Genomic DNA, 26,512 nt, shown 5'->3' with positions numbered 1-26,512 from the left:
CTCTTCTCCCCCCTTCTCCCCCGACCGCCCCTCCCGCCCCGACCTGACGTGATCACCGCCCGGTGATCACGTCGTGACGGCCCGTGCCCTACATTTCCCCGCGTGGACCTCCCCCTGCTGAGAAGTACGTTCGCGGTCGTCGAAAGACGCGCCGAGCACGCCGTCACGTACTTCTACTCGCACCTCTTCTGGCGCAACCCCGGCGTGCGCGCCCTCTTCCCGGAGGACATGGTCCCGCAGCGCGACCGGCTGTTCGCCGCGCTCACCCACGTGGTGACCGCGCTCGACGATCCCGCGCTCCCCTCCTATCTGGAGCGGCTGGGGCGCGACCACCGCAGGTTCCTCGCGACGCCCGCCCTGTACGCGGCGGTGGGCGAGAGCCTGCTCGCCGCCTTCGCGCACACCGCGGGCCCCGCCTGGACGGTCGAGGCGGAGAAGGCGTGGACGGAGGCGTACGGCCTCGTCGCGGACCTCATGCTCAAGGGCGCGCAGGAGTCCGCCGCGGCCGGGGAACCCTCCTGGTGGGACGCGGACGTCGTCGGCCACCGGCGGCACGGCGACGACCTGGCCGTCCTCACCCTCCGCCCCCGCATGCCCTTCTCCCACCTGCCCGGCCAGTACGCCGGCGTCAGCTCGCTCCGGGTCCCGCGGGTGTGGCGCACGTACTCCCTCGGCAACGCCCCCCGCGAGGACGGCACGGTCGACCTGCACGTGAGCCGGATCCGGGGCGGGGCGATGAGCACGGCCCTGGTGGACGGTGTCCGGCCGGGCGAGACGCTGCGGCTGAGCGCCGCCGGCGGGGCGATGACCTCGCACACCGCGCCGGGCGGACTGCGCACCTACATATGCGCCGGTACGGGCTGGGCGCCGGTCAAGGCCCTCCTGGAGGAGGCGGCCGACACCGACCCGGAGGCCGCGGGCCGGATCTTCGTGGTCGCCCGCTCCCGGGAGTACCTGTACGGGCGGGAGGAGACGGAGCGGCTGGCCGCGCGGCTGCCGGGCCTGAGCGTCACCTACATCACCGCGGCCCCGCGCCGCCCCCGCGACCAGGCCACCGAGCGCCTCCTCACCGCGCTGCGGTCCTGCGGCCGCTGGCCGGACCACGACGTGTACCTGGCGGGCCCGCCCGGTTTCCTCGCCGAGGTCGCCGAGGTCCTGGACGAGCTGGGCGCCTCGCCGGACCGGGTCCGGCACGACGTCCTCCCCCCGGCGGGCCGCTTCGCCACCCGCCCGGCCTCCCGCGCCGAATGGCTCCTCCAGCCCCCCGCCGTCCGCTGGCACGACCCGGCGGCACGGGCCCCGCGCTAGGCCGCGCCTTCCGGACCGCGCCGGGCCCGCCGGCGCCGGACGGCCCTGCGGACGAGCTCCTCGGCGGCCCAGAGCGCCATCAGCCAGCCGAGCGGCCGGAGCCACTCCCACACCCCGCCGTCCAGCGACCAGACCACCCCCAGGGCGAGGAGCAGGAGCACCTGCCCGTTGCCGTCCTCGGACGGGGGCCTGCGCAGCCGCTTCAGGAACCGGTCCTTCAGGGTGCTTCCGTTCACAGTCCCTCCGCCGCCCGGATCGCGTCGCGGTACGCGCGGGCGGCGGCCCGCAGGGCGGCCTCGGGGTCGACGCCCTCGGCCTCGGCGCGGGCCGCGAGGGCCAGGAGTTCGTAGCCGACGCCGTCGCCCTCCGGGAGGCCGACGCCGAGGCCGGCCGTGCGGGCGCGGCCCGCGAGCTTGGCGGCGAGCGCGAGGCCGGGCTGGCCGACGGGCACCCCGTCGGTCACGGACTCCCGCCGCTTCTCGACGGCCTTGGCGCGCAGCCAGTGGGCGCGGACGTCCTCGGGGGTCTCGGCGGTCTCGTCGCCGAAGATGTGCGGGTGGCGCTGGATCAGCTTCTCCACGAGGGTGCCGGCGACGTCGTCGACGGAGAACGGCTCCTCGGGGTCCTCCTCGGCGATCCGCGCGTGGAAGACGACCTGGAGGAGGACGTCCCCCAGTTCCTCGCGCAGCTCGTGCCGGTCGCCGGCCTCGATCGCCTCGACGAGCTCGTACGCCTCCTCGATGGCGTACTTGGCGAGCCCCCGGTGCGTCTGCGTCGAGGACCAGGGGCACCGGCGCCGGATGAGGTCCATGACCTGGACGAGGTCGAGGAGGCGGGCGCCGGGGAGGTCGTACGAGCCGGGCAGCAGCTCCAGGTCGGGCATGGCGACCCGGCCGGAGCCGGCGAGCCGGGCGAGCCCGTCGGTGAGGGCGCCGTCGCCCTCGCCGGAGGGCAGCACGAGGACGGTGCGGCCTCCGGCGCAGGCGGCGACCAGCTCCTCGGCGGTGGGGCGGGCGTGCTCGACGGCGACGCCCGCCTCCCGCAGGTAGGGCAGCTGGGGGTGGTGCTCGTCGGGGCAGAGCACCCGGTCGGCGCCCCGCAGTGCCTTCCAGGCGGGCCAGGACAGCAGTCCGGGCGCCACCCGGTGGCTGGCGGTGAGCAGGACGACGCGGCCGGGGTTCTCGGAAGTCACCCCTCGAACCTACCCCGCCGCCGGGCCCCTCCGGGATCGTCCCCGGGACCGGCCGGACAGGGCCCGGGACCGGCCCGGATCGATCCCGGAGCGGTCCCGGGCCCTGCCCGGATCGGCGTGCGGTCAGCCCGGCAGCTGCTCCGGGCCCGCCGCGGCCTGTTCGCGGGTGACCTCCAGGAGCCACGGCGTGGTGTCCGCGCCGGTGTCGAGCTGGACCTTGGTGTCGTCCCAGGCGCCGTAGCGCGGGTTCACGTCGATGTCGAGGGCCTTCGACGCCTCGGAGAAGACGTCCTGGAGCTTCTTCTGGCCCTCGGGGGTCTCGGTGACGCCCAGCTTCTCGATGACCTTCGTCATGAGGACGTTGCGGCGGACGACGTCGTCGACCTGGCCGGGGGCGACGCCCTGCTGCTGGAGGAGGACCGCGGCGAGGCCCTCCTCGCCGCCGTTCTCGCGGACGAAGGCCGCGTGGGTCTGCTGGAGTTCGGCGCGCGTGGCGGTGACGCCCGCGTCGGCGGCGACCTTGCCGAGGATCCGGTCGAAGATCAGGCCGTTGAGCTTCTGCCGCCCGAGGTCGCCGGTGGCGGCGATCAGCTGGGCGGCCTGCGGGGACGTGGACTGCGCGTCGCGGGCCGCCTTCACCTGGGCCTGGAGGGTGGAGACGTCGATGCGCTCGCCCCCCACGACGGCCGCGGCGCCCGGATGGGCCTCGCCGCCGCACGCGGTGAGCAGCGGGGCCCCGGCGAGGAGCGCGGCGGAGAGGACGAGCGCGGTGCGGCGTGCGGGACGGTCGTGGCGGCGGTCGCGGCGGTGCAAAGGAGCCTCCCGGGCTGGTCGTGCGTCAGTTGGACGACCTTGCGGTGATCGATGGTAGGGAGTCGCCGGGGCCGTAGCCACTCCTTCGCAGGGACAACTTGCCCGTCACCGCGTCACGGGGGTCACTTCCGGACGACCGTCTCCCACAACGAGGCACCCGCCCCCCGGGTGTCGGCCCGGGCCGTCTCCTTCTCCCGGCCGGTGTGCGTCTCGGCGACCAGGTAGTGGGGCCGGCGCTTCACCTCGTAGTAGATGCGGCCGACGTATTCGCCGATCAGGCCGACCATGACCATCTGGACGCCGGCGAGGGCGGTGACGGCGACGAGGAGGGTGACGTAGCCGGGCGTGTCGACGCCGTGGGCGAGGGCGTCGGCGACGATCCACCCGGCGTAGGCGAGGGCGACGGAGACCAGCAGCAGGCCGAGGTAGACGGCGGCGCGCAGCGGCTTGTTGTTGAAGGAGAGCAGGCCGTCGAGGCCGTAGTTGAGGAGTTTGCCGAAGGTCCACTTGGACCGGCCCTCCTCGCGCACCGCGTTCTCGTAGGCGAAGGTCGTGGTGCGGAAGCCGACCCAGGAGAAGAGGCCCTTGGAGAAGCGGTTGTACTCGCCGAGGCCGAGGATCGCGTCGACCGTGCGCCGGGACAGGAGGCGGAAGTCGCCCACGCCGTCGACGAGTTCGACGTCGACGAGCCGGTTGATCGCCCAGTAGTAGACGCGGGCGGTGAGGGTGCGGGTGACGCGGTCGCCCTCGCGGGTGCGGCGGGCGACGACCTGGTCGTACCCCTCGGCGTGCAGCGCGACCATCCGGTGCACCAGCTCCGGCGGGTGCTGGAGGTCCGCGTCCATGATGACGACGGCGTCGCCGGCCGCGTGCCGGAGGCCGGCCAGCATGGCGGCCTCCTTGCCGAAGTTGCGGCTGAAGGAGACGAAGCGGACCCGGGCGGGGTCGGCGGCGGCGAGGTCTCGCAGGATCGGGAGGGTCCGGTCGCGGCTTCCGTCGTCCACGTACACGATCTCGAAGTCGCCCTCCAGGGCGTCGAGTTCCTTCGTCACGTGGTCGTGGAAGCGGGCGAGGACGTCCTCCTCGTTGAAGCAGGGGACGACGAGAGAGAGCAGCACACGGCACACCCAAAGGCAGGGCGGTGTCCCGCCCGCCCCACGGGGGTGACGCCCAGAAGACCATTGCGTGAACTGCCCCGCGCCGGGCGGGCCGGGGCCCTCCGCCGCTGCGATATTCGGACCCGCCATGCGAACAGTTCTGCGAAAAGTCCTGTGGTCCGTCCCGCGCCCCGCCCCGCGCGCGCCCGGCGCGCCTCCTCCGGCCGCGCCCCCCTCGGCCCCGTCCCCGGCGCCCGCGCCCCGCGCCGGCGCCGCCACTCCCGCCGCGGCCGTCCTGGCCGGGCTGCTCGCCGCCGTCGCCGTCTGCGCGGGGGACGCCGCCGCGCGGGTCTTCCCCTTCGGGCCGCGCCACCGGTCCGTGAACGACCTGGCGAACCAGTTCCTCCCCTTCCACGCGCACCTGTGGGACCTGCTGCACGGCCGCGCCGACGGCGGGCTCCTGCTGAACTGGAGCACGGGCTGGGGCACGTCCTTCCTGCCCGACTACGGCACCTACCTGTCGAGCCCGCTGGCGCCGCTGGTCGCCCTGGCGCCGCGCGCGGACGTCGAGTACGCCCTCTACGCCCTGACCGTCCTCAAGACGGCCCTGGCCGCCGCCGCCCTCGCCGTCCTCCTGCGCCGCCTGTCCACCGCCCCGGCCCCGTGGTGGCCCGCGGTCCTCGGCGCCGCCTACGCGCTGTGCGGCTGGTCCCTGGTGGAGGGCACCTACAACCCGATGTGGCTGGACGGCCTGATCGCCTTCCCGCTGCTGTGCCTGGTCGCGGAGTGGACCCGCGGGGGCGTCCGCCCGGTCCTCGGCGTGCTGACGGTCGCGGTCTGCTGGACGGCGAACTTCTACACGGCGTACATGGCGACCCTCGGCGCGGCCCTCTTCCTCCTGGCCCGCCTGGGGACGACCGGCGGGCTCCGGCCCCGCGCCCTCCTCCGCCCCGTCACCACGGTGGCCCTCGGGGTGGCCCTGGCCGCGCCCGTCCTCCTGCCCGTCCTCCTCTCCACCCGGCAGGCGCACCCCGGCGTCGTCCGGGACTTCGAGGCGGCGGGGGCGGCGGACGCGCTGGCGCGGCTGCTGCCGGGGACGTACGGCTTCTCGACGCCGGCCGCCTTCGTCGCCGTGCCGGTGCTGCTGCTCGCGGCGGCACTCGCCTTCCGGCGGGACGTGCCGGGCCGGGAGCGGTGGGTGTGGACGGGGCTCGTGCTCGGCGTCGCCGCGTCCCTCCAGTGGGGGCCGACGCACCTGGTGTGGCACCTCTTCGCCACGCCGAACGGCAGCCCGTACCGGCAGACCTTCGTCCTCACCGGGCTGCTGGTGATCGCCGCGTACGCCGGTCTCGCGCACGGCCCGCCGGGCCGCGGGCCCCTGGCGGCGGGCTGCGCGGTGGTCCTCGCGCTGACGGCCGCCGCCCTCCCCAGCCCGCTCGCGACCCGCCCCGCGCTCCTCCTGGGCCTCGCGGGCCTCGCCGCGACGGCCGCCGCGCTGGCCCTCCCCCGCCGGGGCCGGTACGCGGCGCTCGCCGCGCTGCTCGTGACGGGCACGCTGCTCGGGCAGGCCGCCGCGACGACGGCGTACGCGGACCGCGCCCGCCTGGCGCACCTCGACGACTACCCGCCGTACGGCCCCGTCCAGCAGCGCCGGGCGGCGGCCCTCGCGGCTGCGGACGGCTGGCCCGCGTACCGCACGGACGCGGGCCTGCCGCGCGTCGCGGGCAACGACCCGCTGCTCCTCGGCGGCCAGGGCGCGGCCTACTACAGCAGCCACACCCCCGCCGTCCTCACCGCCCTGCTCACGTCCCTCGGCGGCGGCTGGACCTCCCGGGGCCGCGCCCTCCAGACCCTCGACAACCCGGTGACGGACGCCCTGTTCGCGGTCGGCGCCCGCTGGCGCGACGGCGGGGTCGTCCGTACGGGCCCGGTGCTGCCGCTGGTGACGGTCCGCCCCCCGGCCCCCGCCCCGGCCTTCGGCCCGTCCCCCTTCCGCAACCAGGAACTCCTGCTGGGCGCCGAGGTGTACGTCCGTCCGCGCGGGGGCGCCTGCCCCACCGGCACGGAGGTCTTCCTCTGGGCCCCCGAGCGCACCGGTGACGTCCGCCTCGGCCCGGCGCCCCCCGTCCGCCTCCTCGGCGGCGGCCCCAAGCGGCGGGCCGCGATGGCCTCCCTCGGCGCGCAGCCCGCCCCCGGCGTCCGCCCGCACGTCCCTCCGGGCCGGGGCCCGGCGGAGCTGGGCTGCCTGGACCGCACCCGCCTCCGCGCGGCGGTGACGGCCCTCCGGGCCGGGGCGGCCGTCTCGGTCCGCACCACCCCCTCCGGCCTCACCGCCGTCCTCCCGCCCGGCGCGGCCGGCACGGCGCTGATCGCCGCCCCCGCCGTCCCCGGCTGGACCTGCGACGGCCGCGCCCCCGACTCCTACGCGGGCCTGCTCTCCATCCCCGTGACCGCCCCCGTCCTCTCCTGCTCCTTCCGCCCGCCGGGCCTCGTCCCCGGCCTGGCCGTGGCGGCGTCGGCCGCCCTGGCGGGCCTGGTGCTGCGGCGGACGGCGCTCCGGTCCGGGAGGACTAGCCGCGCCTCCGGTGCCGCATCCGCCACGTCGTGACGGCCCCCGCGCCGGTGAGCAGCAGCGCCAGCGCCGCCGTCCACACCTCCCGCGAGGCCCCGGTCTCCGGCAGCTCCCCACCGGGCCCGCCGGTGCCGGGCGGGACGGAGGTGGTGGGCGTGGGCGCGGGCGTCGGTTCGGTCGGAGTCGGGGTGGGCTCGGTGGGAGTCGGGGTCGGCTCCGTGGGGGTCGGCGTGGGATCGGTCGGGGTCGGCGTCGGCTCCGTCGGAGTCGGGGTCGGCTCCGTGGGAGTCGGGGTCGGCTCGGTCGGAGTCGGGGTCGGCTCGGTCGGAGTCGGAGTCGGCTCCGTCGGCGTGGGCGTCGGCTCGGTCGGAGTCGGCGTGGGACTGGGCTCCGTCACCGGCCGGTTGTAGAGGACGCAGCTCACCGCCGACAGTTTCGGGACCTGGACGGTGAAGCCGGGCGCGGCCTCCGTGCCGGTGTTGGTGACGGCGACGGGCGTGCCGTCGTCGAGGTCGGTGCAGACGGCGTTCCGGCCGTCCCGGGTGACGAGTTCGTACCCGTCCTGCTGGGTCTCGGCGACCGTGACGGCGGCGCCGTCGACGCCGGTGGGGAAGGTCGGGTGGAAGACGACGCCGCCGGTCCCGTCGTCCGTCGTCGTCCGGGTGTCGGGCAGCCCGCCGACCCCGGCCGTCGTGGTGGAGGCGTCGAACTGCCAGCCGGCGCCCGCCGGTTCGGCCCCGGTGACGTCCTCGCCCTCGCCCTCGGGGGCGATCTGCTTGATGACGGAGAGGGTTCCGTCGCAGTGGGTGAGGGCCATGTTCCGCAGGGCCTCGCCGGCGGCGGCGAAGTCGGTGGTCTGGTAGTGATCGGCGGCCTCGGGGTCCGGCGCCTGCGGGTCGTACGCCGTCTGGCCGGAGATCGCCCGCAGGTTGAGCCCCGAGACGCCCTCCACGCCCTTGCCGACGCCCACGGCGACCACCCTCTCGCCCCGCGCCTTGACGGCGTTCGCGGCGAAGACGCCGCCCTCGACGTCCGCGAAGTGGGTGTTCGAGCCGTCGCCCTGGTAGGGCTTGGAGAAACGGGTCGGGTTGCCGTCGGTGAGGACCACGACGAGGTCGTACGTGGGATCCGCCTGCGCCACGGCGTTGAGGCCCTGGTCCCAGTTGGTGCCGGAGCCGAGGCCCCATCCCGCGTACAGCTCCTTGAACTCCTCCGCCCCGGCCTCCGTCGACACCGGCACCAGGTCGGGGTGGTTGGCGGTCCCGGCGGAGGGCGAGTTGCGGTCGAAGGAGAAGAGCGCGAGCCGGGAGGGCGTGCCGGTCAGGGTGTCCGTCAGCTTGTCCGTCGCCGCCTTGAGCTGCGGCAGGGCGCTGCCCACGGAGGAGGACAGGTCGAGGACGACGGCCACGTCGAGGCCGCAGGCGGCGGGCAGCGGCGGGTTGACGCGCGACTGCTGCCAGGTGCCGGTGGAGGCGAGGTACGGCGTGGCCGCCCAGTCGGTGCTGCGCATGAAGTCGGCGGTGGAGGTGTACGTCCTCCCGCCCTCCAGCGCCGGCGTCCGGAACTGGTAGGCCGACTCCTCGGATCCCGACCCGCTGCCCTTGCCGGTCCGCAGGGAGGGGTTCGTGTACCACCCCGCCGGCACCCCGTCCGGCAGCTGTCGCACCCAGAACCGGCTCCCCTCGTTGTCCCCGCCCGCGCCCGTGTCCGGCACGGTGAAGGAGCAGTCCCCCTCGGCGTCGGACGTGCACGTCGCCCAGGCCGCACCGAGCGGCTCCCCGGCCTCCTCCGTCGCGTACAGCCCCAGCCGCACCCCCGCCAGTGGCGTGACGTCCGCGTCCCCCTCCCGGTCCGCCCCCGTCCGTACGGTGACCACCGACGTCCCGGCGGAGGGCGACGGCACCTCGGCGGCACCGGGAGCGGGCCGGGGGACCGGTGCCGCGAAGGCGACCGGCGCGGCCCCTCCGGCAAGCAGGAGGGCGGCGAGAGCGGCGGAGAAGCGGTGCGATGCCATGCCCGGAACTTATCCGATTAGCACCTTTTATCCCGTTCTGATTCTCCCGTGTGTCGCCCCCTCGCCCCGACCGGCGGCATGTTCGACCGGTTCGCCGGGCACGGCGAGGAGTTGGGGGCCGGGGCTCCTCGCTCACCGCCTCCTGAAGCGGCGGGCCAGGAGGAGGCCGGCCGCGGCGCAGGCCGTGGCCAGGGCGGCCGTCGCGTGGGCCGGGAGGGAGGGGCCGCTCTCGGCCAGTTCGCCGTCTCCGTAGCCGCCGGGCTCGGTGGGGGTGGGCGTCGGGGCCGGGGTCGTGGGTTCGGAGCTGGAGGGTTCCGGGGTGGGCTCTGAGGTGGTGGGTTCCGGAGTCGGCTCCGACGTGGTGGGTTCCGGGGTCGGCTCCGACGTGGTGGGTTCCGGGGTGGGTTCGGACGTGGTGGGGGACGGGGTCGGGGTGGGGGCGTTCTCGCAGGAGAGGGTGGCCGCGAAGGGGAAGTGGTGGATCTCGCCGGCGTCGGCGTCGGCCGCGCGCTTCGCTTCGAGGGGGCCCGCCGTCAGGGCCTTGGCGATGATGTCGCCCTCGATGTCGGCGGGGTCGACGTCGGTGACGTGGGCGCGGGGGGCGTAGATCGTGCCCTCGATCGTGTCGCCGGTCGCGATCGTGACGGCGGTCGCGTCGGCGAAGTTCCACAGGATGTAGGGGGCGTCCGCGCCGGTGACGCCCGCCAGGTTGGGAACGTCCCAGGTGAAGACGCCGCCGGTGGCGGTCGTGTCGACGTCGATGACGAGGGGACCCTTCTCGGTGGGGCGGTCGAGGAAGGTGATCTCGGAGAGGGCGTTCAGTTCGGCGCCCGTCAGGCGGAGGACGTTGGTCCTGGTGCCGTCGAGGGCGAGGCGGCCGGGGGCCTCCGGTTCCACGTTGCCCGCGCAGGTCGCCAGGGCGTCCGCGCGGTCCCGGTAGTCCGCGAAGAGGTCCGTGAAGTCCATCAGGCCGGGTCGGGGGCCGACCGACAGGGCGGGCTGTTCGACGGTGAGCTCGATGCGGGGGGTGGAGTCGTGCCCCTGGGCCGTGGCGACGACCTGCGTCTTCACGGCCGCGTTGTTGGCGTCCTGGGTGACGACGTCGCTGCCGGTGAGGTCGCCCACCTTCACGTAGCCGTCCTGGAGCACCTTGAGGACGCCGACGGGGCTGCTGTCCGCGGAGGAGATCCGGCCGCCGACGAGGAGCGCGGTGGGCCGCGCGTCCGTGCCGTCCCTGAAGGTGCCGGGGGTGTGCAGGGCGACGTTGTACCCGGCCCCGTAGGAGAGGTCCCCGCCGATCGCGACGGGCCCCTCGGACTCGGTGGAGCCGAGCAGCGCGTCGGTCTCGACGACGACGTCGAAGCCGTTGTCGCCGGAGACGGGGTTGCCGACGTCGACGGTGTCGGCCACGGCGGCGGGGACGCCGGCGGCCAGTGTGACCGCGACGGTGCAGACGGCGATCCCGAGGAGCGAGTACGGCTTCTTCATACGAGCAGATTGCGCCGGGGCCGTACTCCGTCCTCCCTGACACGCCCGTCTCCCGCTTCGAATGCAGTAACGGGACCCGCCGCTCAGGCCGCCGCGCCCGCGCCCCGCTCCTGGCAGTCCCGGCACTTCCCGTAGGCCTTCGCGTAGGCCACGGGGAGCGCCCGTTCGCACGTGTCGCAGCTGTCGTAGATGGGCACGTCGTGGATCCGCATGCCCCACCTCCCCGGCTCCTGCCACTGCTCCTGCGGGGATACGGGGGCGGGCGGGGGCACGGGGGCGGGCGGGGGCACGGGAGCGGGCGGGGGTGCGTACGCGGGCTGCGGCGGCTGGAACTTGGCCAGCCGGTGGGCCAGCAGGCCGCCCGGGTTCGTCAGCGGCTCCGGCAGGGACGCAGCGAGCGCGTGGGCGATGGCCTCCGCGCCCAGGCCGCGCTCGAACCACCGCTCCACCCCCGGCGCCAGCCGCTCCGCGTCCCGCGCCGACAGCGTCAGCCGGGGGTCACGCCGGCACAGCTCCTGGAGCAGGAGGACCGAGCGCTCGACGGGGGCCGCGGGGGCCGCGGGGGCGGGCGCCGGCACGAAGGCCGGGGGGAGGGGCGCGGACGGGGGCGGGGGTGGAGGCGGGGGCGTGGTCCGCTTGTCCACGGCTTCCGGCTTCGACTCGGGCTTCGGCTCGGCGTCGGGCTTCGGCTCGGCGTCGGGGTCGGGGTCGGGCTCCGGATCTGCTTCCCCGCGCGGCACGTTGAACCAGGTCGTCCGGGTCGTCAGGCGGCCGTCCGGCCCGCGGACCTTCTCCCTCAGGAGGTAGCCGGCCCGTTCCAGCTCGCGCAGTGCGGCGGCCACCCGCAGCTCGCCTTCCTTGGACTCCTTCGCGAGTTTGCGGACGGTGATGTCCTCCCCGTCCGGGAGGGACTGGACGTAGCCCGCGAGGCCCCGGGCGGTGAACGACAGGGCGTGCCGCCGGAGGAGTTCGTTGCTCACGGAAGTGGCTTCGTCGGCGGCCAGGGGTGTGTCGACGTGGATGACTCCACGGGCGAGCAGGGGAGCGTTAGGGTGCACGGTATCCATGAGGGAAGCTCACTTCTTCCTTGGTGGTCAGGCCCTCGCCCCGGGATGCCAGTCCCAGCGGGGGCCGACTTTTTTCTCGAATGTCGGATTGGCGTGAGCATATGCCACGCAACCACCCCTAAATCCAGCCCAGTTGGCATAGTTCGCCCGGGAGAGTGAAGCCTCGCGCACGGTTGCCATGGGGGGCCGGGGTGGGGGTGGACGGGATGGACGGGGGTGGAGGGAAAACCATCCCCCCATCCATCCACCCCCATAGACCTGAAACCATGGTTGTCTCGCGTCCCGCCGCTCCCCCGCCTCCCTCGACCCGGTCGTCAGACGTGCAGTTCCGGCGGGAAACCGGTCCAGCGGAGGTCGGCGGTGAGGTGGCCGGTGTCGTTGAAGAGGAGGACCGCCGGGGGGCGGCCGGGGGCGTAACGGATCACCGTGAGGGCCGCGTTGGCGTGGTTGATGCCCATCCAGCGCCAGGCGGGGGCGTCGAGGGCGGCGCGGACCAGCCAGCCGACGAGGAAGTTGTGGGTGACGACGAGTTCGTGGCGCGGTTCGTCGCCCTCGACGGGGCCCGTGAAGCGCGCGACCGCCTCCGCCGCCAGCGCGGGGCCCTGCGCGCGCTCCCCGGCCGGGAACTGCTCCAGGAAGCCCAGCATGCCGTCCGCGCTCTCCGCCGGGAGCTCCTCGCGGGCGGGCTCGTACGGGACGTAGTCGCCGGCCGCCGCGTCGACGCGCACCGGCACCCCGTCCAGCCGGTCCCCGATCAGCCGGGCGGTCTGCGCGGCGCGGGCGAGCGGGCCGTGGTGGACGGCCGCCAGGGGGACGCCGCGCAGCCGGTCCCCCAGCAGCGCGGCCTGCCGCCTGCCCGCTTCCGTGAGCCCGGTCTCGTCGGGCGTGGCCTCGGCGTGCCGGGTGAGGTAGAGGTGGCGGGCGGCGGTGCGGGTGGTCATGACGGACGCCTTCCGGGGAGTCGATCTCGTGGACTCCGGCGGGGACGCGGGGGGTTCGGCGGCCGGTTCCCGCGTGCCCGCGTACCCGCGTTCCGGCGTCACGGCGCGCCGGCCGGCGCGCCGCCGGTCAGCGGCCCCCGGGCACCCGGTCGTCCTGGATCGGGGGGATGCGCCAGCGGGTGGGGTCCGGCAGCCGGGTGTTGGCGCTCGACGCGGCGACGGGGGCGTTGACGAGCAGTGCGGCGGCCAGGAGGCCGAGGACGGCGCTCGCCGTGCCGGAGACCACGTCCAGGAGGACCGGCACCAGGGCCGCGAGCGCCGCTCCCAGGCGCAGGAACAGGCCGCCGTGGACGTCCGCGCGGAAGGCCGGCAGGGGACGGGGCGGGCGGGCCGCCAGGCCGGGGACGGTGGGGTGCAGGTTCGCCGGGTCGGTGAGGTAGCGGTCGGTGTAGTCGAGCGCCGCGTAGCCCCAGACCATCTCGCCGGTCTCGGAGACCATCGCCACGGGGTACGCGGGCAGACCGCCCCGGCGGGCGACCGCGAGGGCCTGCTCCCAGCGCTTCGGCCACACGACCCAGACCGGTTCGCCCTTGAACCGCGCGGCGAAGAGGGAGAACTGGCCGATGGGGCTCTGCCCGAAGAAACCCGGGCGCAGCGACTGGGTGCCGTAGTACTTGCCGATGCCGTCGCGGAGCTTCAGCATCTGGTCGGTCGTCGGGACCGGATCGACGAGCTTGGGGTTGTCCTCGTCGATGATCCGTATCCAGTCGCCCGACTCCAGCTCGAAGCGGACGGCGTACACCTCGCCGGCCTTCGCGTCCTGGGCGAGGAAGCGGTGCCGCTCGGGGAGCCGGCGGACCAGCAGCCGCCCCAGGACGGGGAGGAAGCACAGGCCCCAGAGGACGAGGGCGAAGCAGCCGAGCACCGCGAGCGCCTCGTGGACCTCGCCCCACGCGGCGAAGCGGTACGCGGCGAAGGGGGCGACCGCCGCGAGCAGGAAGCCCACGGCCGCGTACCAGTCCACCGGATTGCGCCGCAGCACGGACGGCAGGCCCCGGAAGGGCTGCGGCGCGGGCGGCGGCACCGCCTTCCCCCGGGTCGCGAGGGCCCACGCCCCGGCGCACGCCGCCCCGGCGGCGAGGGCCGCGAGCACGTCCCAACGGGGGCCGTCCGCGCGGTCGTCGACCAGGCAGAGGACGAGGGCGACGGCGGCGCAGGCGAACGCTGCGGCGCGCAGGGCTTCGGCGGTACGGCTTACGGGGCGGGCTCCCGGTCGGTCCTGGAGGGCTGCGGGGGAAACGGCGGACGGGATCGTACGTCCGTCCGCCGTGTCCAGACCCGCACGGTGACCGAAAAGTTGTACCGAAGCGGCTTTTCCCGGTCAGGGACGCGCGTACGGCACCGTCATGATCTCCATGTTGTGGCCGTCCGGGTCGTCGAAGTACGCGCCCCGGCCGCCGAAGAGGCCGTTCACCTCGTGCGGTTGCGTGTGGTTCGGGTCGGCGTAGTAGGTGACCCCGGCCGCCTCCAGGCGGTCGATCATCGCGTCGAAGTCCTCGTCCGCGACGAGGAAGGCGTAGTGCTGGCCCTGGATGGGGCCTTCGGGGGCCTGGTAGAAGTCGAGCGTCACGCCGTTGGCGAGGTCGACGGGGAGGAAGGGGCCGAAGGGGGCGCCCACCGTGAGGCCGAGGATCCCGGCGAGGAAGCGGGCGGAGGCGGAGCGGTCGGAGGAGTGGACGACGGTGTGGTTGAGCTGGACCTGAGGAGATGTCACCCCGCGACCGTACGTGACGCCCCGCTCCCCCTACCAGCGCGTATCGGCCCGACCGGTCAGCTTTCACGCCCCAGTTGGCGCTGGTGCTCCAGCGAGCGGCGCAGCTCCGCCGCCAGCGGGTGGTAGGGGCCGTACAGCCGCTCCGCGTCCAGGAGCAGCCGGTTCAGCTCGGCATGGCCCTCCTCGTGGCGGCCGGTGGCGATCAGCAGCTGGGCGGTGCGGCGGCGGACGTCGAAGGCCCGGACGGGGTCCTGCGCGGGGCCCTGCTCGAAGGCGGGGAGGACGGCGCGGAAACCGGCGAGGGCCTCGGCGGTCTCGCCGAGCTGTTCCAGGCAGAGCGCGATGTCGTGGCGGAAGGAGGCGTTGCCCGGGTCGTCCGCCGCGAGCCGGCGCAGCTCGGGCAGGGCGCGCCGGTACTGCCCGTCGTCCAGCAGCGTGGAGGCGTACTGCTTGCGCAGGATCCGGACCACCGGCGAGCCCTCGCCGTGCTCGGCGGCGGCGGCCGGGAGGATCCCGCCGAGCATGTCGACGGCCTGAGTGAGCGCACCCTCGCCGAGGAGCCGCTTCACCTCCTCCACGGCCCCGGCCACGTCCGCGCCCCGGGACACGGGGGCCTGGACGGAGATCCTGGGGTCCGGGGCGGCCTGGGGCGGAACCACCGGAACCGGCGGGAGCGGCGGCACGGGCGGGGCCGGGGGCCGGGCCCGGGGCGCGGCGGGCCAGGGGGCGTGCGGGCGGAGGAAGGGGCGGGTGGGGTCCATGGGGCCCGAGGGGGTGCCGCGCGCGGGCAGCAGCGGCAGCAGCGCCTCGTACACCTCGTGCGCGCCGGACGGGCGGTCGGCCGGGTCCTTGGCGAGGAGGCGCAGCACGAGGGCCTCCAGGGCCGCGGGGACCTCGGGGCGGACCTGGCGCAGCGGCAGCGGCGGCTCGTACAGGTGGCGGTGGAGGACGCCGAGGGCGGTGGAGCCCGCGAAGGGCACGTTCCCGGAGAGGAGTTCGTGCAGCAGGACGCCCAGCGCGTACAGGTCGGTGCGGGGGCCGACCGCGCCGCCCATGGCCTGCTCGGGCGCCATGTAGGCGGGGCTGCCGATGGGTTCGCCGGTGTGGGTGAGGCGGGTGGTGTCCGAGTCGAGGACGGAGGCGACGCCGAGGTCGAGGACGGTCATCGTGCCGTCCGGGCGGACCATCACGTTCCGCGGCTTGAGGTCGCGGTGGACGATCGGCACCGCGTGCACGGCGGCGAGCACCGCGCACAGCTGCGCGGCGACGCAGACCGCCCACTCCCAGGGGTACGGGTCGTGCTCGGCGAGGTGGTCGGCGAGGTCGGCGCCGTCCACGTACTGCATGACGAGGTACAGGTCGTCGCCGTCGCTGCCCGCGTCGTGGACGGTGACCAGGCCGGGGTGGTCGACGTGCGCGGTGACCCGGCACTCGCGGACGAAGCGGCGGCGCAGCTCGTCGGCGGCGGTGCGGGGGCCCGTCAGGGCGGCCGGGCTGAGGAGCTTCACGGCGACCCGGCGGTCGAGGCGGGTGTCGTACCCGGTCCACACCTGGCCCATGCCGCCCTGCCCGATGACGGTGGACAGCTCGTACCGCCCGCCGATGACCCGGCCGTTCACTTCCCCTCCTCCTTGCGGAGCAGGTCGCTCAGCTCGTCCAGCTCGGCGCGGACCTGGTCGATGCGGGGGGACGGCGGGGGCGTGGGGGCGGGGTCGTACGGGTGCGGGGGCGGGACCTGCGCCGCGTACGGGTTCCCGCTCGGGAGCGTGGCCGCCGTCGCCGGGTTCACCGGCGGGTAGCCGTACGCGGGCGCGGGCGCGTGGGGCGGGAGGTACGGCCCCGGGGCCGCCGCGCGGTGGTGCCTGATGTCCGTCGCCAGGTAGTGCCAGACCACCGCGACGGCCATCGCGATGTCCACGGCCGCGCCGACGTTGACCTGCCAGGAGTCCGGCTCCTCCTGGAGGAGGACGAGACAGCCGACGGTGGCCGCCAGCTGGGCCCAGAAGAGGACCCAGTCGCGGACCGTGCGGCGCATGATCGCGAGGCGGAGCATCGCGACCCAGGCGAGCAGGCCGAGGGAGACCACGGCGACGGCCGTCACGAGCACGCGGACGGCGATGGTCCCGGCGGTCGCACCGCCGCCACCGGGACGGGGGCCGGGGCCCGGCACTCCCCCGCCGGGGCCGTACGCACCGTCGCCGGGTCTCGGTGCGGGAGAGGCGGGCATCTGTCCGTACATGCGATTTCCCCCCAGGGACGGCTGATCTCGCTATGAGATTAGCTCCGCCGCTCCCCCGGTTGGACGCTTCCGTCCGCGAGGCCGTCGTAGAGGCCCTGGACGAGCTGTTCGCCCAGCCGGGCGGTGAGCCGGAGGGCCTCCTCGAAGGCGGCCAGGGAACGGTAGCGCTCGCCGTGCCGGCGCTGGTCGGCGAGCGGCAGCCGGGGCAGCTGGAGGCGGCGCACGTCGAGCCGGGTGGCGGTCGAGGCGAAGCTGCTGGCCTGGCGATTGTTGGCGGTGCCGCGCAGGAAACCGGCGAGGAACCAGGGGTCGAGCGCCTCCGGGTCGGGGCGCAGCAGCTGGAGGCTGCGGCCGAGGGCGGCGCCCGCCGTGGCGGCGTCGACGACGCGGGCGGAGGGGCCGCCGCCGAGGACGGGCACGACGACGTCGCCCTCGCGGACGAGCACGGGGTCCTCGGCCGGGCCGCCGGCGGCCTCCGGGAGGGTGCCGGAGGGGGCCGTGCCGGTGAGGACGTCGTGCTCGGTGAGGACGGGGACCTCGCGTCCGGCGGGGGCGGTGCCCTGGCCGCCGGTGCGGAGCTGGAGGGCGCCGGTGCGGGCCAGTTCGCCGACGGTGGTGAGCGGGCGGGGCGCGGGGCGGGCCGGTTCGGGGACCGGGGCGAGGGTCAGGGTGCGGCGCAGGGTCGCGTCCAGGCGCTCGCGGACGGCGGCGAGTTCGGCGGCGGAGCCGCCCGCGTCGGGGGCGGTGAGGTAGCGGGCGGGGGCGAGGTCGACCTCGTCGTCGAGGAGGTCGATGACGGGGACCGCGCGGGCGAGGGTGTCGTCGGCCGCACGGCCCGCCCAGGCGTCGAGCACCGCGTTCTGGAGGGCGGTCCAGGGGAGCTTGTCGCGGCCCGCGTCGGGCACCAGCCCGGCGGTGTCCACGAAGAGGGCCTCGGCCGGGGGGCGGCGGTCGGCGGCGGGCCGGACCAGGACCCACAGGTGGAGCGGGATGCCGTACGGGGGCGCGGCGCCGGCCGGGAGGGCGACGACGGCCCGCAGGGCGCCCCGGCGCAGCAGGTCGGCGCGGATGCGGCGGCCGGAGCGGCGGGAGGCGACGGCGGGGGGCATGAGGAGGACGGCGGTGCCGCCGTCGCGGAGCCGGGCCAGGGCGTGCTGGACCCAGGCCAGCTCGGACTCGGTGCGGGCGGGGAAGCCGTACTCCCAGCGGGGGTCGTAGGCGAGCTCGTCGTGGCCCCAGGCGCGCTCGTTGAACGGCGGGTGGGCGAGGACGGTGTCGGCGCGCAGGTCGGGGAAGGCGTCGGCGCGCAGGGTGTCGCCGGCGGCGGAGCGGATGTCGGCGTCGCCGTGGAGGGCGAGGCGGAGCGCGGAGAGCGCGGCCAGCTCGGGGTCGGCGTCCTGGACGGCGAGGACGGCCGGGCGGGCGGCGGCGCGGAGCAGGCCGCCGGTGCCGGAGGCCGGGTCGAGGAGGACGGCGGCGGGCGGGTCCCCGGCGTCGGCGGTCGCGGCGGCGGCGAGGGCGGCCATCAGCTCGGCGAGCGGCGGCGGGGTGAGCGTGTACTGCCGGGGGTTGGCGTCCAGGTGGCGGCCGAGGAGGAACTCGAACGCCTGCCGGGGGCCGCCCAGTTCGGCCGCCAGCTCGACGGCGGCGCGCAGCAGCGGCGCGGCGGGCGCGAGTTCGCCTGCGGTGGGGGTGCGGACGGCCCGGGGGACGCCGAAGCGGAGGGTGAGGACCTCCTCCAGGGCGGCGGGCAGGGCGTCGGTGAAGCGGGGCTCGGGGAGCGCGGCCAGCTCGGCGAGGCCCGGGGGGCGCTCGCGCAGGAGGAGCAGGACGCAGCCGGTGTGGACGAGGCCGGCGAGGGTGCCCGCCGGGTGTCCGGCGAGCTGCTGCCAGACGCGCTCGCGGAGCGGGACCTCGGCGAGCTTGCCCTGCTCGCGGAGCCACTGCTCGACCTCGGCGAGGGAGAAGGAGGGGCTGGTCTCGGTGCCGCCCACGGGCTTGGGGAAGTCGGTGTGGCGGCGGCGCCAGTTGCTGACGGCGGCCCTGCCGACGCCCGCGAGACGGGCGATCCCGGCGGCGGTGACCTCTGCTGCGGCCTCCGCGACGACTTCTGCGGCTTCTGCGGTGGCCTCTGCGGCGCTGTCCTCGGGCACCTGCACCCTCCGTCCTCCTGCTCGTGCGACCTGGGAACACCGAGCATACCGACCGGAGGGGTTCACGGTGTGGACGGAGACGAACTTTGTGAACGTGGTTGACTCGGTTCACAGACGCTGCTTTGATTACGGCATCGAAGCACGGAGTCCACAGGAATCCCTCTCGACACCCGAAAGGTGTTCACAGCCATGTCGAAGTCTCAGACGCAGCGCAGCTGGTTCGCCCGCCACAAGGTCCTCACCGCCGCCGGCGCGGTCGTGGTCGTCGTCGCCATCGGCGCCGCGATGGGCGGGGGCGGGGACGAGGGCACCCCGGAGGCGAAGTCCTCCGCCCCGGCCGCCTCGGGCTCCAAGGACGGCGGCGCCAAGGACGGCGGCGCCACGGGCTCGAAGGCCCCGGAGTCGAAGGCCCCGGAGAAGAAGGCCGTCACGATCGACGGCGACGGCGACTTCGAGGTCGGCTCCGACGTCAAGCCGGGCCTCTACCGCTCGACGGGCAACGAGGACGCGGGCTGCTACTGGGAGCGGGCGAAGGACGCCAAGGGCGAGCTCGACTCGATCCTCGCGAACGACAACGTGACGGGCACGGCCTACGTCGAGATCAAGAAGAGCGACAAGTTCTTCAAGTCCACGGGCTGTGGCACCTGGGAGGCCGTGGACGCCAAGGCCACCGGCACCCCCCGGAGCGAGCTGAAGGGCGACGGCGGCATGTTCAAGGTCGGCGTCGACGTGGCGCCCGGCACGTACAAGTCCACGGGCAACAAGGACGCCGAGTGCTACTGGGAGCGCTCGAAGGACGCCGGCCACGGCGTCGACTCGATCCTCGCGAACGACAACGTGACCGGCACGGCGATCGTCAAGATCACCGCCAAGGACGGCTACTTCAAGTCGACCGGCTGCGGCGACTGGACGAAGACGTCCTGACGCGGTGGCGGGTCAGGCGACCGAGTGCCGCACCCACACGTTGGGCTCGACGTAGACCGCGTAGCCCCGCGCGGCCTCGCAGTGGACGGGCACCAGGGCGCCCGGGACCTCGACCTCGCCGTCGGTGTCGAAGGGCAGCCCGGTCCACTTCCGCCACTGCTCCAGCGAGCCCGACACCGTCATCGACGCGGGCGCGACCGCCTCGATCCGGCCGCCCGCGCGGACGTGCACCCGCAGCCACGGGTCGTGCGGCAGCCCGTCGTCCTCGCGGACGCGGAAGGCGTACTCGTGGATGGAGGCGCCGGCCTCCAGGTGCTTGCCGTTCGGCCGGACGGGCGCGACGAGTTCGGCGAAGCCGAGCCGGCGCACGTTCTCCCGCATCGCGGCCAGCATCCGGTGCGAGATGCCCCGCCCCAGGGCGCTGGTGTCGACGGTGATCTCGATCGCGCTGACCGTGTCGGGCTTCTTCCCGTGCCGCAGGTCCGAGAAGGCCCACAGCAGCACCTCGTCCCAGCCGCGCTCCGGCAGCTCCCCCCGCCCCTTCGCGTCCAGCACGAAGGGCACGCTGAAGCCCCGGGCGACGACCGCGCCGGCCGGATCGGTGGCGACGAGGACGTACTCGGGGAAGTCCCGCACGATCCGGCCCATGTGGGACCAGCCCACCGGGTCGTACATCATGAACTCGGGCCACAGGTCCTTCATGGACCACATCGGCCCTTCGAGTTCGGGCCGCTCCGCGAGCGTGGTGATCGTCAGTTCCTGGTCCATACCCGCAGGTTAGGCGCGTCGTTCGACGCCGCCAACCGATTATCGAACGTCATGGGGCGGGTCGCCGGGCGGGCGTTCAGCCGCCGCACTGCGTCAGCATCGCCTTCTTGTCGGCGGTGGTGACCGGCAGCGCGTACTTCTTCGCGACCTGGGCGAAGCGGACCGCGTAGGCACAGCGGATGTCCCGCGACGGGGGCAGCCAGGTCGCCGGACCGGAGTCGCCCTTGGCGGAGTTGGCGCGGCCCTGCACGGGGAGCAGGTTCAGCGGGTCGTTGGCGAGCTGCTGCCGCTTGCTCTTCGACCAGCGCGACGAGCCCATCTGCCAGCTGTACGACAGCGGGACCACGTGGTCGATCTGGACCTCGGCGGCCTTCTGCTTGCTCCAGTCGATGGTGGTGCCGGTGTACGGGTCGGCCAGCTTCATCGACACGACCACGCAGTTGGAGCCGGCCCGGTAGGACAGGTCGTAGCCGTCGCGGCGGAGCATGTCGTTGCGGGTGTCGCAGCCGTTGCGGGCCAGCGGCACGCCCTCGACCTTGTCCATCCAGGCGTAGCCGAACGCGTCCCGGTCGTATCCGGTCTTCGTCCCGCGCCCCCGGGTGGCGAGCCCGTCGATCAGCTCCCGCGCCCGCGCCCGCTCGGCCTCGGCCGTCACCGGCGCGAGGCCCGCCCGGACGCCGTTCGGGTTGTCGAAGGGGTCCGTGCCCGAGACGGAGGAGGAGCCACCGCCGGGGGCACAGCCGGTGAGGCCGGCGAGGAGCACGAGCCCGGCGACGGAGACGGAAGCGCGCATGCGGACGGGGGCGGACACGGGGGCGGACACAGGGGCGGAAGAAAGCTTTCGGCGTATCGACACGAGCGAATCGTAGGCACAAAACCCCTGATAGGGATCGTTTCCGCACCGACGGCCGATCCCGTGTCAGACCTTCCCGATCCCGAGGGTGTTGTCGGCGGGCAGCAGGCCCGAGCCGATCGCGGCGAGCCAGGGGCCGCCGAGGAGTTCGGCGAGCCGGGCGGTCGCGTCCTCGCCGAGCGCGGCCCAGGGCGCGGCGGCCAGCTCGTCCGTGCGCCGCTCCACCCCGGCGCGCAGCTCCCGCCCGGCGGGCGTGGCGCCCCCGTCGGCGTCGACCAGGCCCCGTACCGCCAGCCGGTCCCGGGCCGCCGCCCACTCCTCCGCCGTCCAGCCCCGGCTCGCGAAGACGGCCTCGGGCGCGGCGCCGATCGCGGCGAACGACACCAGGGCCTCGGCCGGGTCGAGCCCGGCGCCGAGCAGCGCGGCGAGGTGCCCGTCGCCCCGGTGCTCGCGCAGCAGGGTCGCGGCCTGCCAGAGGACGAGGTGCGGCTCGTCGGCCCAGGGCAGCTCGGCGTGGGCGGCGGCGAGCGGCCGCCCGGCGGTGTCCGCCGCCTCGGCGGCCCGCCGCGCGAGTCCGGCGGCCTCCGCGAGCCCCGGGGAGGCCACCGGCCCGCCGGCCCCGTCCCCGAGCACGGCCCGCAGGGTCCGGTCCGCCGCCCGCAGCCGCGCCGCGAGGACGTCGCCGGGCGCGGCGACCTCCCAGGCGGCGGGCACGTACCGGCCGACCATCGCCGGGCTGAAGCTGTAGAAGGCGGAGGCGACCCGCACCGTCCCGGCGGCCCCCAGCGGCGCGGCCCGCCACGCGAAGTAGGCGGGCCACCGCTCCCCGACGCCGTACCCGAGCGCGGCGGCCTCCTCGAACGCCTCGGGGGCGTAGTAGTGCAGGGCGTGCAGCGGTTCGAGCAGGTGCCACATCTGTCGTACGCGAGCGGTGTCCACGGGGACCCTCCACAAGGCGGCGCGAAACGGACCACGGAGCAATCTAGCCACTGACAAGACTGCGCCCGTCCGTGCAACTTGTCAACGACTAGACACGGATTACGCTGCTCCCATGACGAGCCGGAACCGGAACACCTACCACCACGGCGACCTGCGGCAGGCGGTCCTGACGGCGGCCCTGGAGGTGATCGCGGCGGACGGCCCCGGCGCCCTCAGCCTCCGCGACCTGGCCCGCCGCGCGGGCGTCTCCCACGCCGCCCCCGCCCACCACTTCGGCGACCGGACCGGGCTCCTCACCGCCATCGCCGCCCAGGGCTTCGGCCTGCTGGCCGACGCCCTCGCCGCCGGCACCTCGCTCGCCGACCGGGGCCGCCGCTACGTCCGCTTCGCGGCCGACCACCCCGCGCACTTCCAGGTCATGTTCGCCCCCGCCCTGCTGCGCCCCGACGACCCTGACCTCACGGCGGCCCGCGACCGCGCGGGCGCCGCGCTCCGCGCGGGCGTCGCCGGCCTCCCCGGCCCCGACCCCCGCGCCACCGGCATCGCCGCCTGGTCCCTCGCCCACGGCTTCGCCACCCTGTACCTCACGCACAACGTGGACGACGCCGTGGGCGCCCTCCCCCCGGAGGAGTACTTCGACGCCCTGACGGGCTTCCTCACGGAACGGACCGAACGAACGGAACGGACCGAACGAACCGGCCGGGAGCGGTGACCGCGGCCCGGCGACGACGGGTCAGTCCAGGATCGTCGTCAGGAACTCCCCCGTCCACGCCAGCAGTTCGCGCCCGACCAGCGGCTTGCCGCCGATCGGGCGGGTCGCCGGGCGGGGCACCAGGATCTGGTGGACGGCCGGCTTGATGACGGACTTGGGGTGGAGGCGCTTGAGGCGGAGCTCCTGGGACTCCCGCAGCTCCACCGGGGCGAAGCGGATGTTGGGGCCCTGGAGGACGATCTCGCCGACGCCGCAGGCACGGGCCAGCATGCGCAGGCCCGCGACTAGGAGGAGGTTCTCGACCGGCTCGGGCAGCTTGCCGTAGCGGTCGGTGAGCTCCTCGCGCACGGCCCTGACGTCCTCCTCCGTGTTCGCGGAGGCGATCGCGCGGTACGCCTGGAGGCGCAGCCGCTCGCCGGGCGCGTAGTCGTGCGGGACGTGCGCGTCGACGGGCAGCTCGATCTTGACCTCCAGCGGCGCCTCCTCCTCCGCGCCGCCCTCCAGGGAGGCGCGGTAGTCGGCGACCGCCTCGCCGACCATGCGGACGTACAGGTCGAAGCCGACGCCCGCGATGTGACCGGACTGCTCGCCGCCGAGCAGGTTGCCCGCGCCGCGGATCTCCAGGTCCTTCATCGCCACGTACATGCCCGCGCCCATCTCGGTGTGCTGGGCGATCGTCGCGAGCCGCTCGTGGGCGGTCTCGGTGAGGGGCTTCTCCGGCGGGTACAGGAAGTAGGCGTAGCCGCGCTCGCGGCCCCGGCCGACGCGGCCCCGGAGCTGGTGGAGCTGGGAGAGGCCGAAGTTGTCGCCGCGCTCCACGATGAGGGTGTTGGCGTTGGAGATGTCGATGCCGGACTCGACGATCGTCGTGGAGACGAGGACGTCGAACTTCTTCTCCCAGAAGTCGACGACGACCTGCTCCAGGGCCTGCTCGGACATCTGGCCGTGGGCCGTCGCGATCCGCGCCTCGGGGACGATCTCGCGCAGCCGCGCCGCCGCCCGGTCGATCGAGTCGACCCGGTTGTGGATGTAGAAGACCTGGCCCTCGCGCAGGAGTTCGCGGCGGATCGCCGCGCCGATCTGCTTCTCCTCGTACGGGCCGACGAAGGTGAGGACGGGGTGCCGCTCCTCCGGCGGGGTGGTGATCGTGGACATCTCGCGGATGCCGGTGACCGCCATCTCCAGGGTGCGCGGGATCGGGGTGGCGGACATGGTCAGGACGTCGACGTTGGCGCGGAGCTTCTTCAGCTGCTCCTTGTGCTCGACGCCGAAGCGCTGCTCCTCGTCGACGATGACCAGGCCGAGGTCCTTGAACTTCGTCTCGGACGAGAAGAGGCGGTGGGTGCCGATGACGACGTCGACGGAGCCCTCCCGCAGCCCCTCCAGGGTCGCCTTCGACTCGGCGTCCGTCTGGAAGCGGGACAGCGCCCGCACCTTCACCGGGAACTGCGAGTACCGCTCGCTGAACGTGCCGAAGTGCTGCTGCACGAGGAGCGTCGTGGGCACGAGGACGGCGACCTGCTTGCCGTCCTGGACGGCCTTGAAGGCCGCCCGGACCGCGATCTCCGTCTTGCCGTAGCCGACGTCGCCGCAGATCAGGCGGTCCATGGGGACGGTCTTCTCCATGTCCTCCTTCACCTCGGCGATGGTGGACAGCTGGTCGGGCGTCTCCGCGTACGGGAAGGCGTCCTCCAGCTCCCGCTGCCACGGCGTGTCCGGGCCGAAGGCGTGCCCGGGGGCCGCCATGCGGGCGCTGTACAGCTTGATCAGGTCCGCCGCGATCTCCTTGACGGCCTTCTTCGCCCGCTGCTTCGTCTTCGTCCAGTCCGCGCCGCCGAGCCGGTGCAGCGTCGGCGCCTCGCCGCCCACGTACTTGGTGACCTGCTCCAGCTGGTCGGTGGGGATGTACAGGCGGTCGCCGGGCTGGCCGCGCTTCGCGGGCGCGTACTCGACGAGGAGGTACTCGCGGGTCGCGCCCTGCACGGTCCGCTGCACCATCTCCACGTACCGGCCGACGCCGTGCTGCTCGTGCACGATGTAGTCGCCGGCCTCCAGGGTCAGCGGGTCGATCGTCTTGCGGCGCTTGGCGGGCATCCGCTGCCCGTCCTTGCCGGCCGCCTTCTGGCCGGACAGGTCGGTCTCGGTGAGGACCGCGAGGCGCAGCGCCGGGTCCACGAAGCCGTGGTCGATGGAGCCGGTCGACACGTGCACGACGGCCGGCTCGACCTCGGCCAGGTCCGCGTCGAGCCGGGCCGCGATGCCCTCGCCGCCCAGCACCTCGGCCGTGCGGGACGCCGGGCCGTGGGCCTCCGTCACGTACACCGTCCGCCAGCCCTCGGCCAGCCAGCCCTTGGTGTCGGCGAGCGCGCGGGCCGTGTCGCCGCGGTACGACTCGGGGGCGTGCATGCCGAGGGTCAGGGTGTCCCCGCCGGTGTCGTCCTCGTCCGCCGCGAACGGCGACACCGACCACCACATCATGCCCAGCTCGCGCGCCCGGTCCCGGACGTCCGCGATCCCCCACAGGGAGGCCGCGCCGACGTCGATCGGGGCCTCGCCGCCGCCCGCCGTCGCCGCCCAGGACGCCTGGAGGAACTCCTGGCTGGTGGCGACGAGGTCGGCGGCCCGGGTCCGCACCCGCTCGGGGTCGCAGACCACCGCCATGGACCCCTCGGGCAGCACGTCGAGCAGCAGCTCCATGTCGTCGACGAGGACCGGCGCGAGGGACTCCATGCCCTCGACCGCGATCCCCTCCGCGATCTTGTTGAGCAGTTCGCCCAGCTCCGGGTGCTCCTCGGCGAGCGCCGCGGCCCGCTGCCGCACCTCGTCGGTGAGCAGCAGCTCGCGGCAGGGCGGCGCCCACAGGCCGTGCTCGGCGACCTCCAGGGACCGCTGGTCGGCGACCTTGAAGTAACGGATCTCCTCGACGTCGTCGCCCCAGAACTCGATCCGGAGCGGGTGCTCCTCGGTCGGCGGGAAGACGTCCAGGATGCCGCCGCGCACGGCGAACTCGCCGCGCTTCTCCACCAGCTCCACCCGGGAGTACGCGGCGGCGGCCAGGCCCTCCACGACCTCGTTCAGATCGGCGGTCCGCCCGCTCCGCAGCGCCACCGGCTCCAGGTCCCCGAGGCCCTTGACCTGCGGCTGGAGCACGGACCGGATGGGCGCGACGACGACGGAGACGGGCCCGGCGGACGGGTCCTCGGCGGACGGGTGGGCGAGCCGCCGCAGCACGGCGAGGCGGCGGCCGACCGTGTCCGAGCGGGGCGACAGCCGCTCGTGCGGCAGCGTCTCCCACGAGGGGTACTCCACGACGGTGTCCGGGTCGAGCAGCGACCGCAGCGCCGCCGCCAGGTCCTCGGCCTCCCGCCCGGTCGCCGTCACCGCGAGCACCGGCCGCCCCGAGTCCCGCGCCAGCGCCGCCACCGCGAAGGGCCGGGCGGCCGGGGGCCCCACCAGGTCCACGTGCGGCCGGTGCCCGTCGGCGGCGGCCGCCACCGCCTCGGTGAGGGCCGCGTCCTTGACGACGAGGTCGAGCAGACCGTGCAGGCTCATGGGGTCTTCCATCCCGGTGCGTACGTGGGTGAACGAACAGAACGAACAGAACGAACAGAACGAACAGGCGGACAACGCGAACGACCCGACACGTACCACGGGCCGG

21 protein-coding genes are annotated in these 26,512 nt (G+C 74.9%); 4 read left to right on the top strand and 17 right to left on the bottom strand.

Translation table 11 applies throughout. From position 1 onward, the window contains the following. Positions 1–102: 102 nt before the first annotated feature. Positions 103–1,308: a globin domain-containing protein gene (locus IE326_RS15475; protein WP_190041795.1), complete on the top strand. Its 1,206-nt coding sequence runs from the start codon at positions 103–105 to the stop codon at positions 1,306–1,308. Here the strand turns inward: IE326_RS15475 and IE326_RS15470 are convergent. The 4 genes from IE326_RS15470 to IE326_RS15455 form a co-directional block, all read right to left on the bottom strand. After that, entirely contained in the window at positions 1,305–1,544 is a 240-nt protein-coding gene (locus IE326_RS15470; RefSeq protein ID WP_190041794.1) for a hypothetical protein, read from the bottom strand. The two genes, IE326_RS15475 and IE326_RS15470, sit on opposite strands and share 4 nt — an antisense overlap. Then, positions 1,541–2,500 (bottom strand): nucleoside triphosphate pyrophosphohydrolase, encoded by a 960-nt coding sequence (locus IE326_RS15465; RefSeq protein ID WP_190041793.1) that lies wholly within the window; start codon positions 2,498–2,500, stop codon positions 1,541–1,543. The genes IE326_RS15470 and IE326_RS15465 overlap by 4 nt, the downstream gene beginning before the upstream one ends. A 123-nt stretch (positions 2,501–2,623) precedes the next feature. After that, positions 2,624–3,313, bottom strand: coding sequence for a SurA N-terminal domain-containing protein (locus tag IE326_RS15460; protein ID WP_150228561.1), 690 nt, complete (start codon positions 3,311–3,313; stop codon positions 2,624–2,626). Positions 3,314–3,435: 122 nt separating this feature from the next. Further along, a complete protein-coding gene (locus IE326_RS15455) occupies positions 3,436–4,431 on the bottom strand; it encodes a glycosyltransferase family 2 protein (protein ID WP_190041792.1) in 996 nt (331 codons plus the stop codon). 127 nt (positions 4,432–4,558) lie between these two features. Between IE326_RS15455 and IE326_RS15450 the strand changes: the two genes are divergently transcribed. Further along, positions 4,559–7,018: a YfhO family protein gene (locus tag IE326_RS15450; protein WP_190041791.1), complete on the top strand. Its 2,460-nt coding sequence runs from the start codon at positions 4,559–4,561 to the stop codon at positions 7,016–7,018. Here IE326_RS15450 and IE326_RS15445 read toward each other — a convergent pair. From IE326_RS15445 to IE326_RS15405, 9 genes are all read right to left on the bottom strand, one after another. After that, positions 6,981–8,996: a vWA domain-containing protein gene (locus IE326_RS15445; protein ID WP_190041790.1), complete on the bottom strand. Its 2,016-nt coding sequence runs from the start codon at positions 8,994–8,996 to the stop codon at positions 6,981–6,983. The two genes, IE326_RS15450 and IE326_RS15445, sit on opposite strands and share 38 nt — an antisense overlap. Before the next feature lie 132 nt (positions 8,997–9,128). Beyond that, positions 9,129–10,484: a choice-of-anchor A family protein gene (locus tag IE326_RS15440; protein WP_190041789.1), complete on the bottom strand. Its 1,356-nt coding sequence runs from the start codon at positions 10,482–10,484 to the stop codon at positions 9,129–9,131. Positions 10,485–10,567: 83 nt separating this feature from the next. Beyond that, complete coding sequence (locus IE326_RS15435; protein WP_190041788.1) at positions 10,568–11,464, bottom strand: helix-turn-helix domain-containing protein; 897 nt, start codon at positions 11,462–11,464, stop codon at positions 10,568–10,570. A 401-nt stretch (positions 11,465–11,865) separates the two neighbouring features. Next, a complete protein-coding gene (locus tag IE326_RS15430; RefSeq protein WP_190041787.1) occupies positions 11,866–12,492 on the bottom strand; it encodes a histidine phosphatase family protein in 627 nt (208 codons plus the stop codon). Positions 12,493–12,619: 127 nt separating this feature from the next. Further along, the gene (locus IE326_RS15425; RefSeq protein ID WP_190041786.1) at positions 12,620–13,645 is read right to left on the bottom strand and encodes a hypothetical protein; all 1,026 of its coding nucleotides are present in this window, start codon (positions 13,643–13,645) and stop codon (positions 12,620–12,622) included. A gap of 228 nt (positions 13,646–13,873) precedes the next feature. Beyond that, complete coding sequence (locus IE326_RS15420; protein ID WP_150228576.1) at positions 13,874–14,266, bottom strand: VOC family protein; 393 nt, start codon at positions 14,264–14,266, stop codon at positions 13,874–13,876. 56 nt (positions 14,267–14,322) lie between these two features. Further along, complete coding sequence (locus IE326_RS15415) at positions 14,323–15,885, bottom strand: serine/threonine-protein kinase (protein ID WP_190041785.1); 1,563 nt, start codon at positions 15,883–15,885, stop codon at positions 14,323–14,325. Next, positions 15,882–16,505 carry a hypothetical protein gene (locus tag IE326_RS15410; RefSeq protein ID WP_190041784.1) on the bottom strand — a complete coding sequence of 208 codons (624 nt, stop codon included), beginning with the start codon at positions 16,503–16,505 and terminating at the stop codon, positions 15,882–15,884. The genes IE326_RS15415 and IE326_RS15410 overlap by 4 nt, the downstream gene beginning before the upstream one ends. A 38-nt stretch (positions 16,506–16,543) precedes the next feature. After that, positions 16,544–18,658 carry an N-6 DNA methylase gene (locus tag IE326_RS15405; protein WP_190041783.1) on the bottom strand — a complete coding sequence of 705 codons (2,115 nt, stop codon included), beginning with the start codon at positions 18,656–18,658 and terminating at the stop codon, positions 16,544–16,546. A 189-nt stretch (positions 18,659–18,847) separates the two neighbouring features. On the opposite strand from IE326_RS15405, the gene IE326_RS15400 reads away from it, so the two are divergent. Next, positions 18,848–19,582 (top strand): Rv1352/Rv1906c domain-containing protein, encoded by a 735-nt coding sequence (locus tag IE326_RS15400; RefSeq protein ID WP_190041782.1) that lies wholly within the window; start codon positions 18,848–18,850, stop codon positions 19,580–19,582. A gap of 12 nt (positions 19,583–19,594) precedes the next feature. Here the strand turns inward: IE326_RS15400 and IE326_RS15395 are convergent, their stop codons facing one another. The 3 genes from IE326_RS15395 to IE326_RS15385 form a co-directional block, all read right to left on the bottom strand. After that, positions 19,595–20,350, bottom strand: a complete 756-nt coding sequence (locus IE326_RS15395) for an N-acetyltransferase (RefSeq protein ID WP_150228585.1) — start codon at positions 20,348–20,350, stop codon at positions 19,595–19,597. Positions 20,351–20,426: 76 nt separating this feature from the next. Beyond that, positions 20,427–21,143 (bottom strand): HNH endonuclease family protein, encoded by a 717-nt coding sequence (locus IE326_RS15390; RefSeq protein WP_190041781.1) that lies wholly within the window; start codon positions 21,141–21,143, stop codon positions 20,427–20,429. A 126-nt stretch (positions 21,144–21,269) separates the two neighbouring features. Beyond that, complete coding sequence (locus IE326_RS15385) at positions 21,270–22,118, bottom strand: SCO6745 family protein (RefSeq protein ID WP_190042257.1); 849 nt, start codon at positions 22,116–22,118, stop codon at positions 21,270–21,272. A gap of 136 nt (positions 22,119–22,254) precedes the next feature. Between IE326_RS15385 and IE326_RS15380 the strand changes: the two genes are divergently transcribed. Continuing rightward, positions 22,255–22,854, top strand: coding sequence for a TetR/AcrR family transcriptional regulator (locus IE326_RS15380; RefSeq protein ID WP_150228589.1), 600 nt, complete (start codon positions 22,255–22,257; stop codon positions 22,852–22,854). Between the two features lie 21 nt (positions 22,855–22,875). Here IE326_RS15380 and mfd read toward each other — a convergent pair whose 3' ends face one another. Continuing rightward, positions 22,876–26,406, bottom strand: a complete 3,531-nt coding sequence (gene mfd, locus IE326_RS15375) for a transcription-repair coupling factor (protein WP_190041780.1) — start codon at positions 26,404–26,406, stop codon at positions 22,876–22,878. Between the last annotated feature and the right edge of the window lie 106 nt (positions 26,407–26,512).

Source organism: Streptomyces filamentosus, from assembly GCF_014654895.1.
GTDB classification, from domain to species: Bacteria; Actinomycetota; Actinomycetes; order Streptomycetales; family Streptomycetaceae; genus Streptomyces; species Streptomyces filamentosus.
Note: the sequence above shows the minus strand (reverse complement) of the source record. Positions and strands in the feature narration are given on the sequence as shown.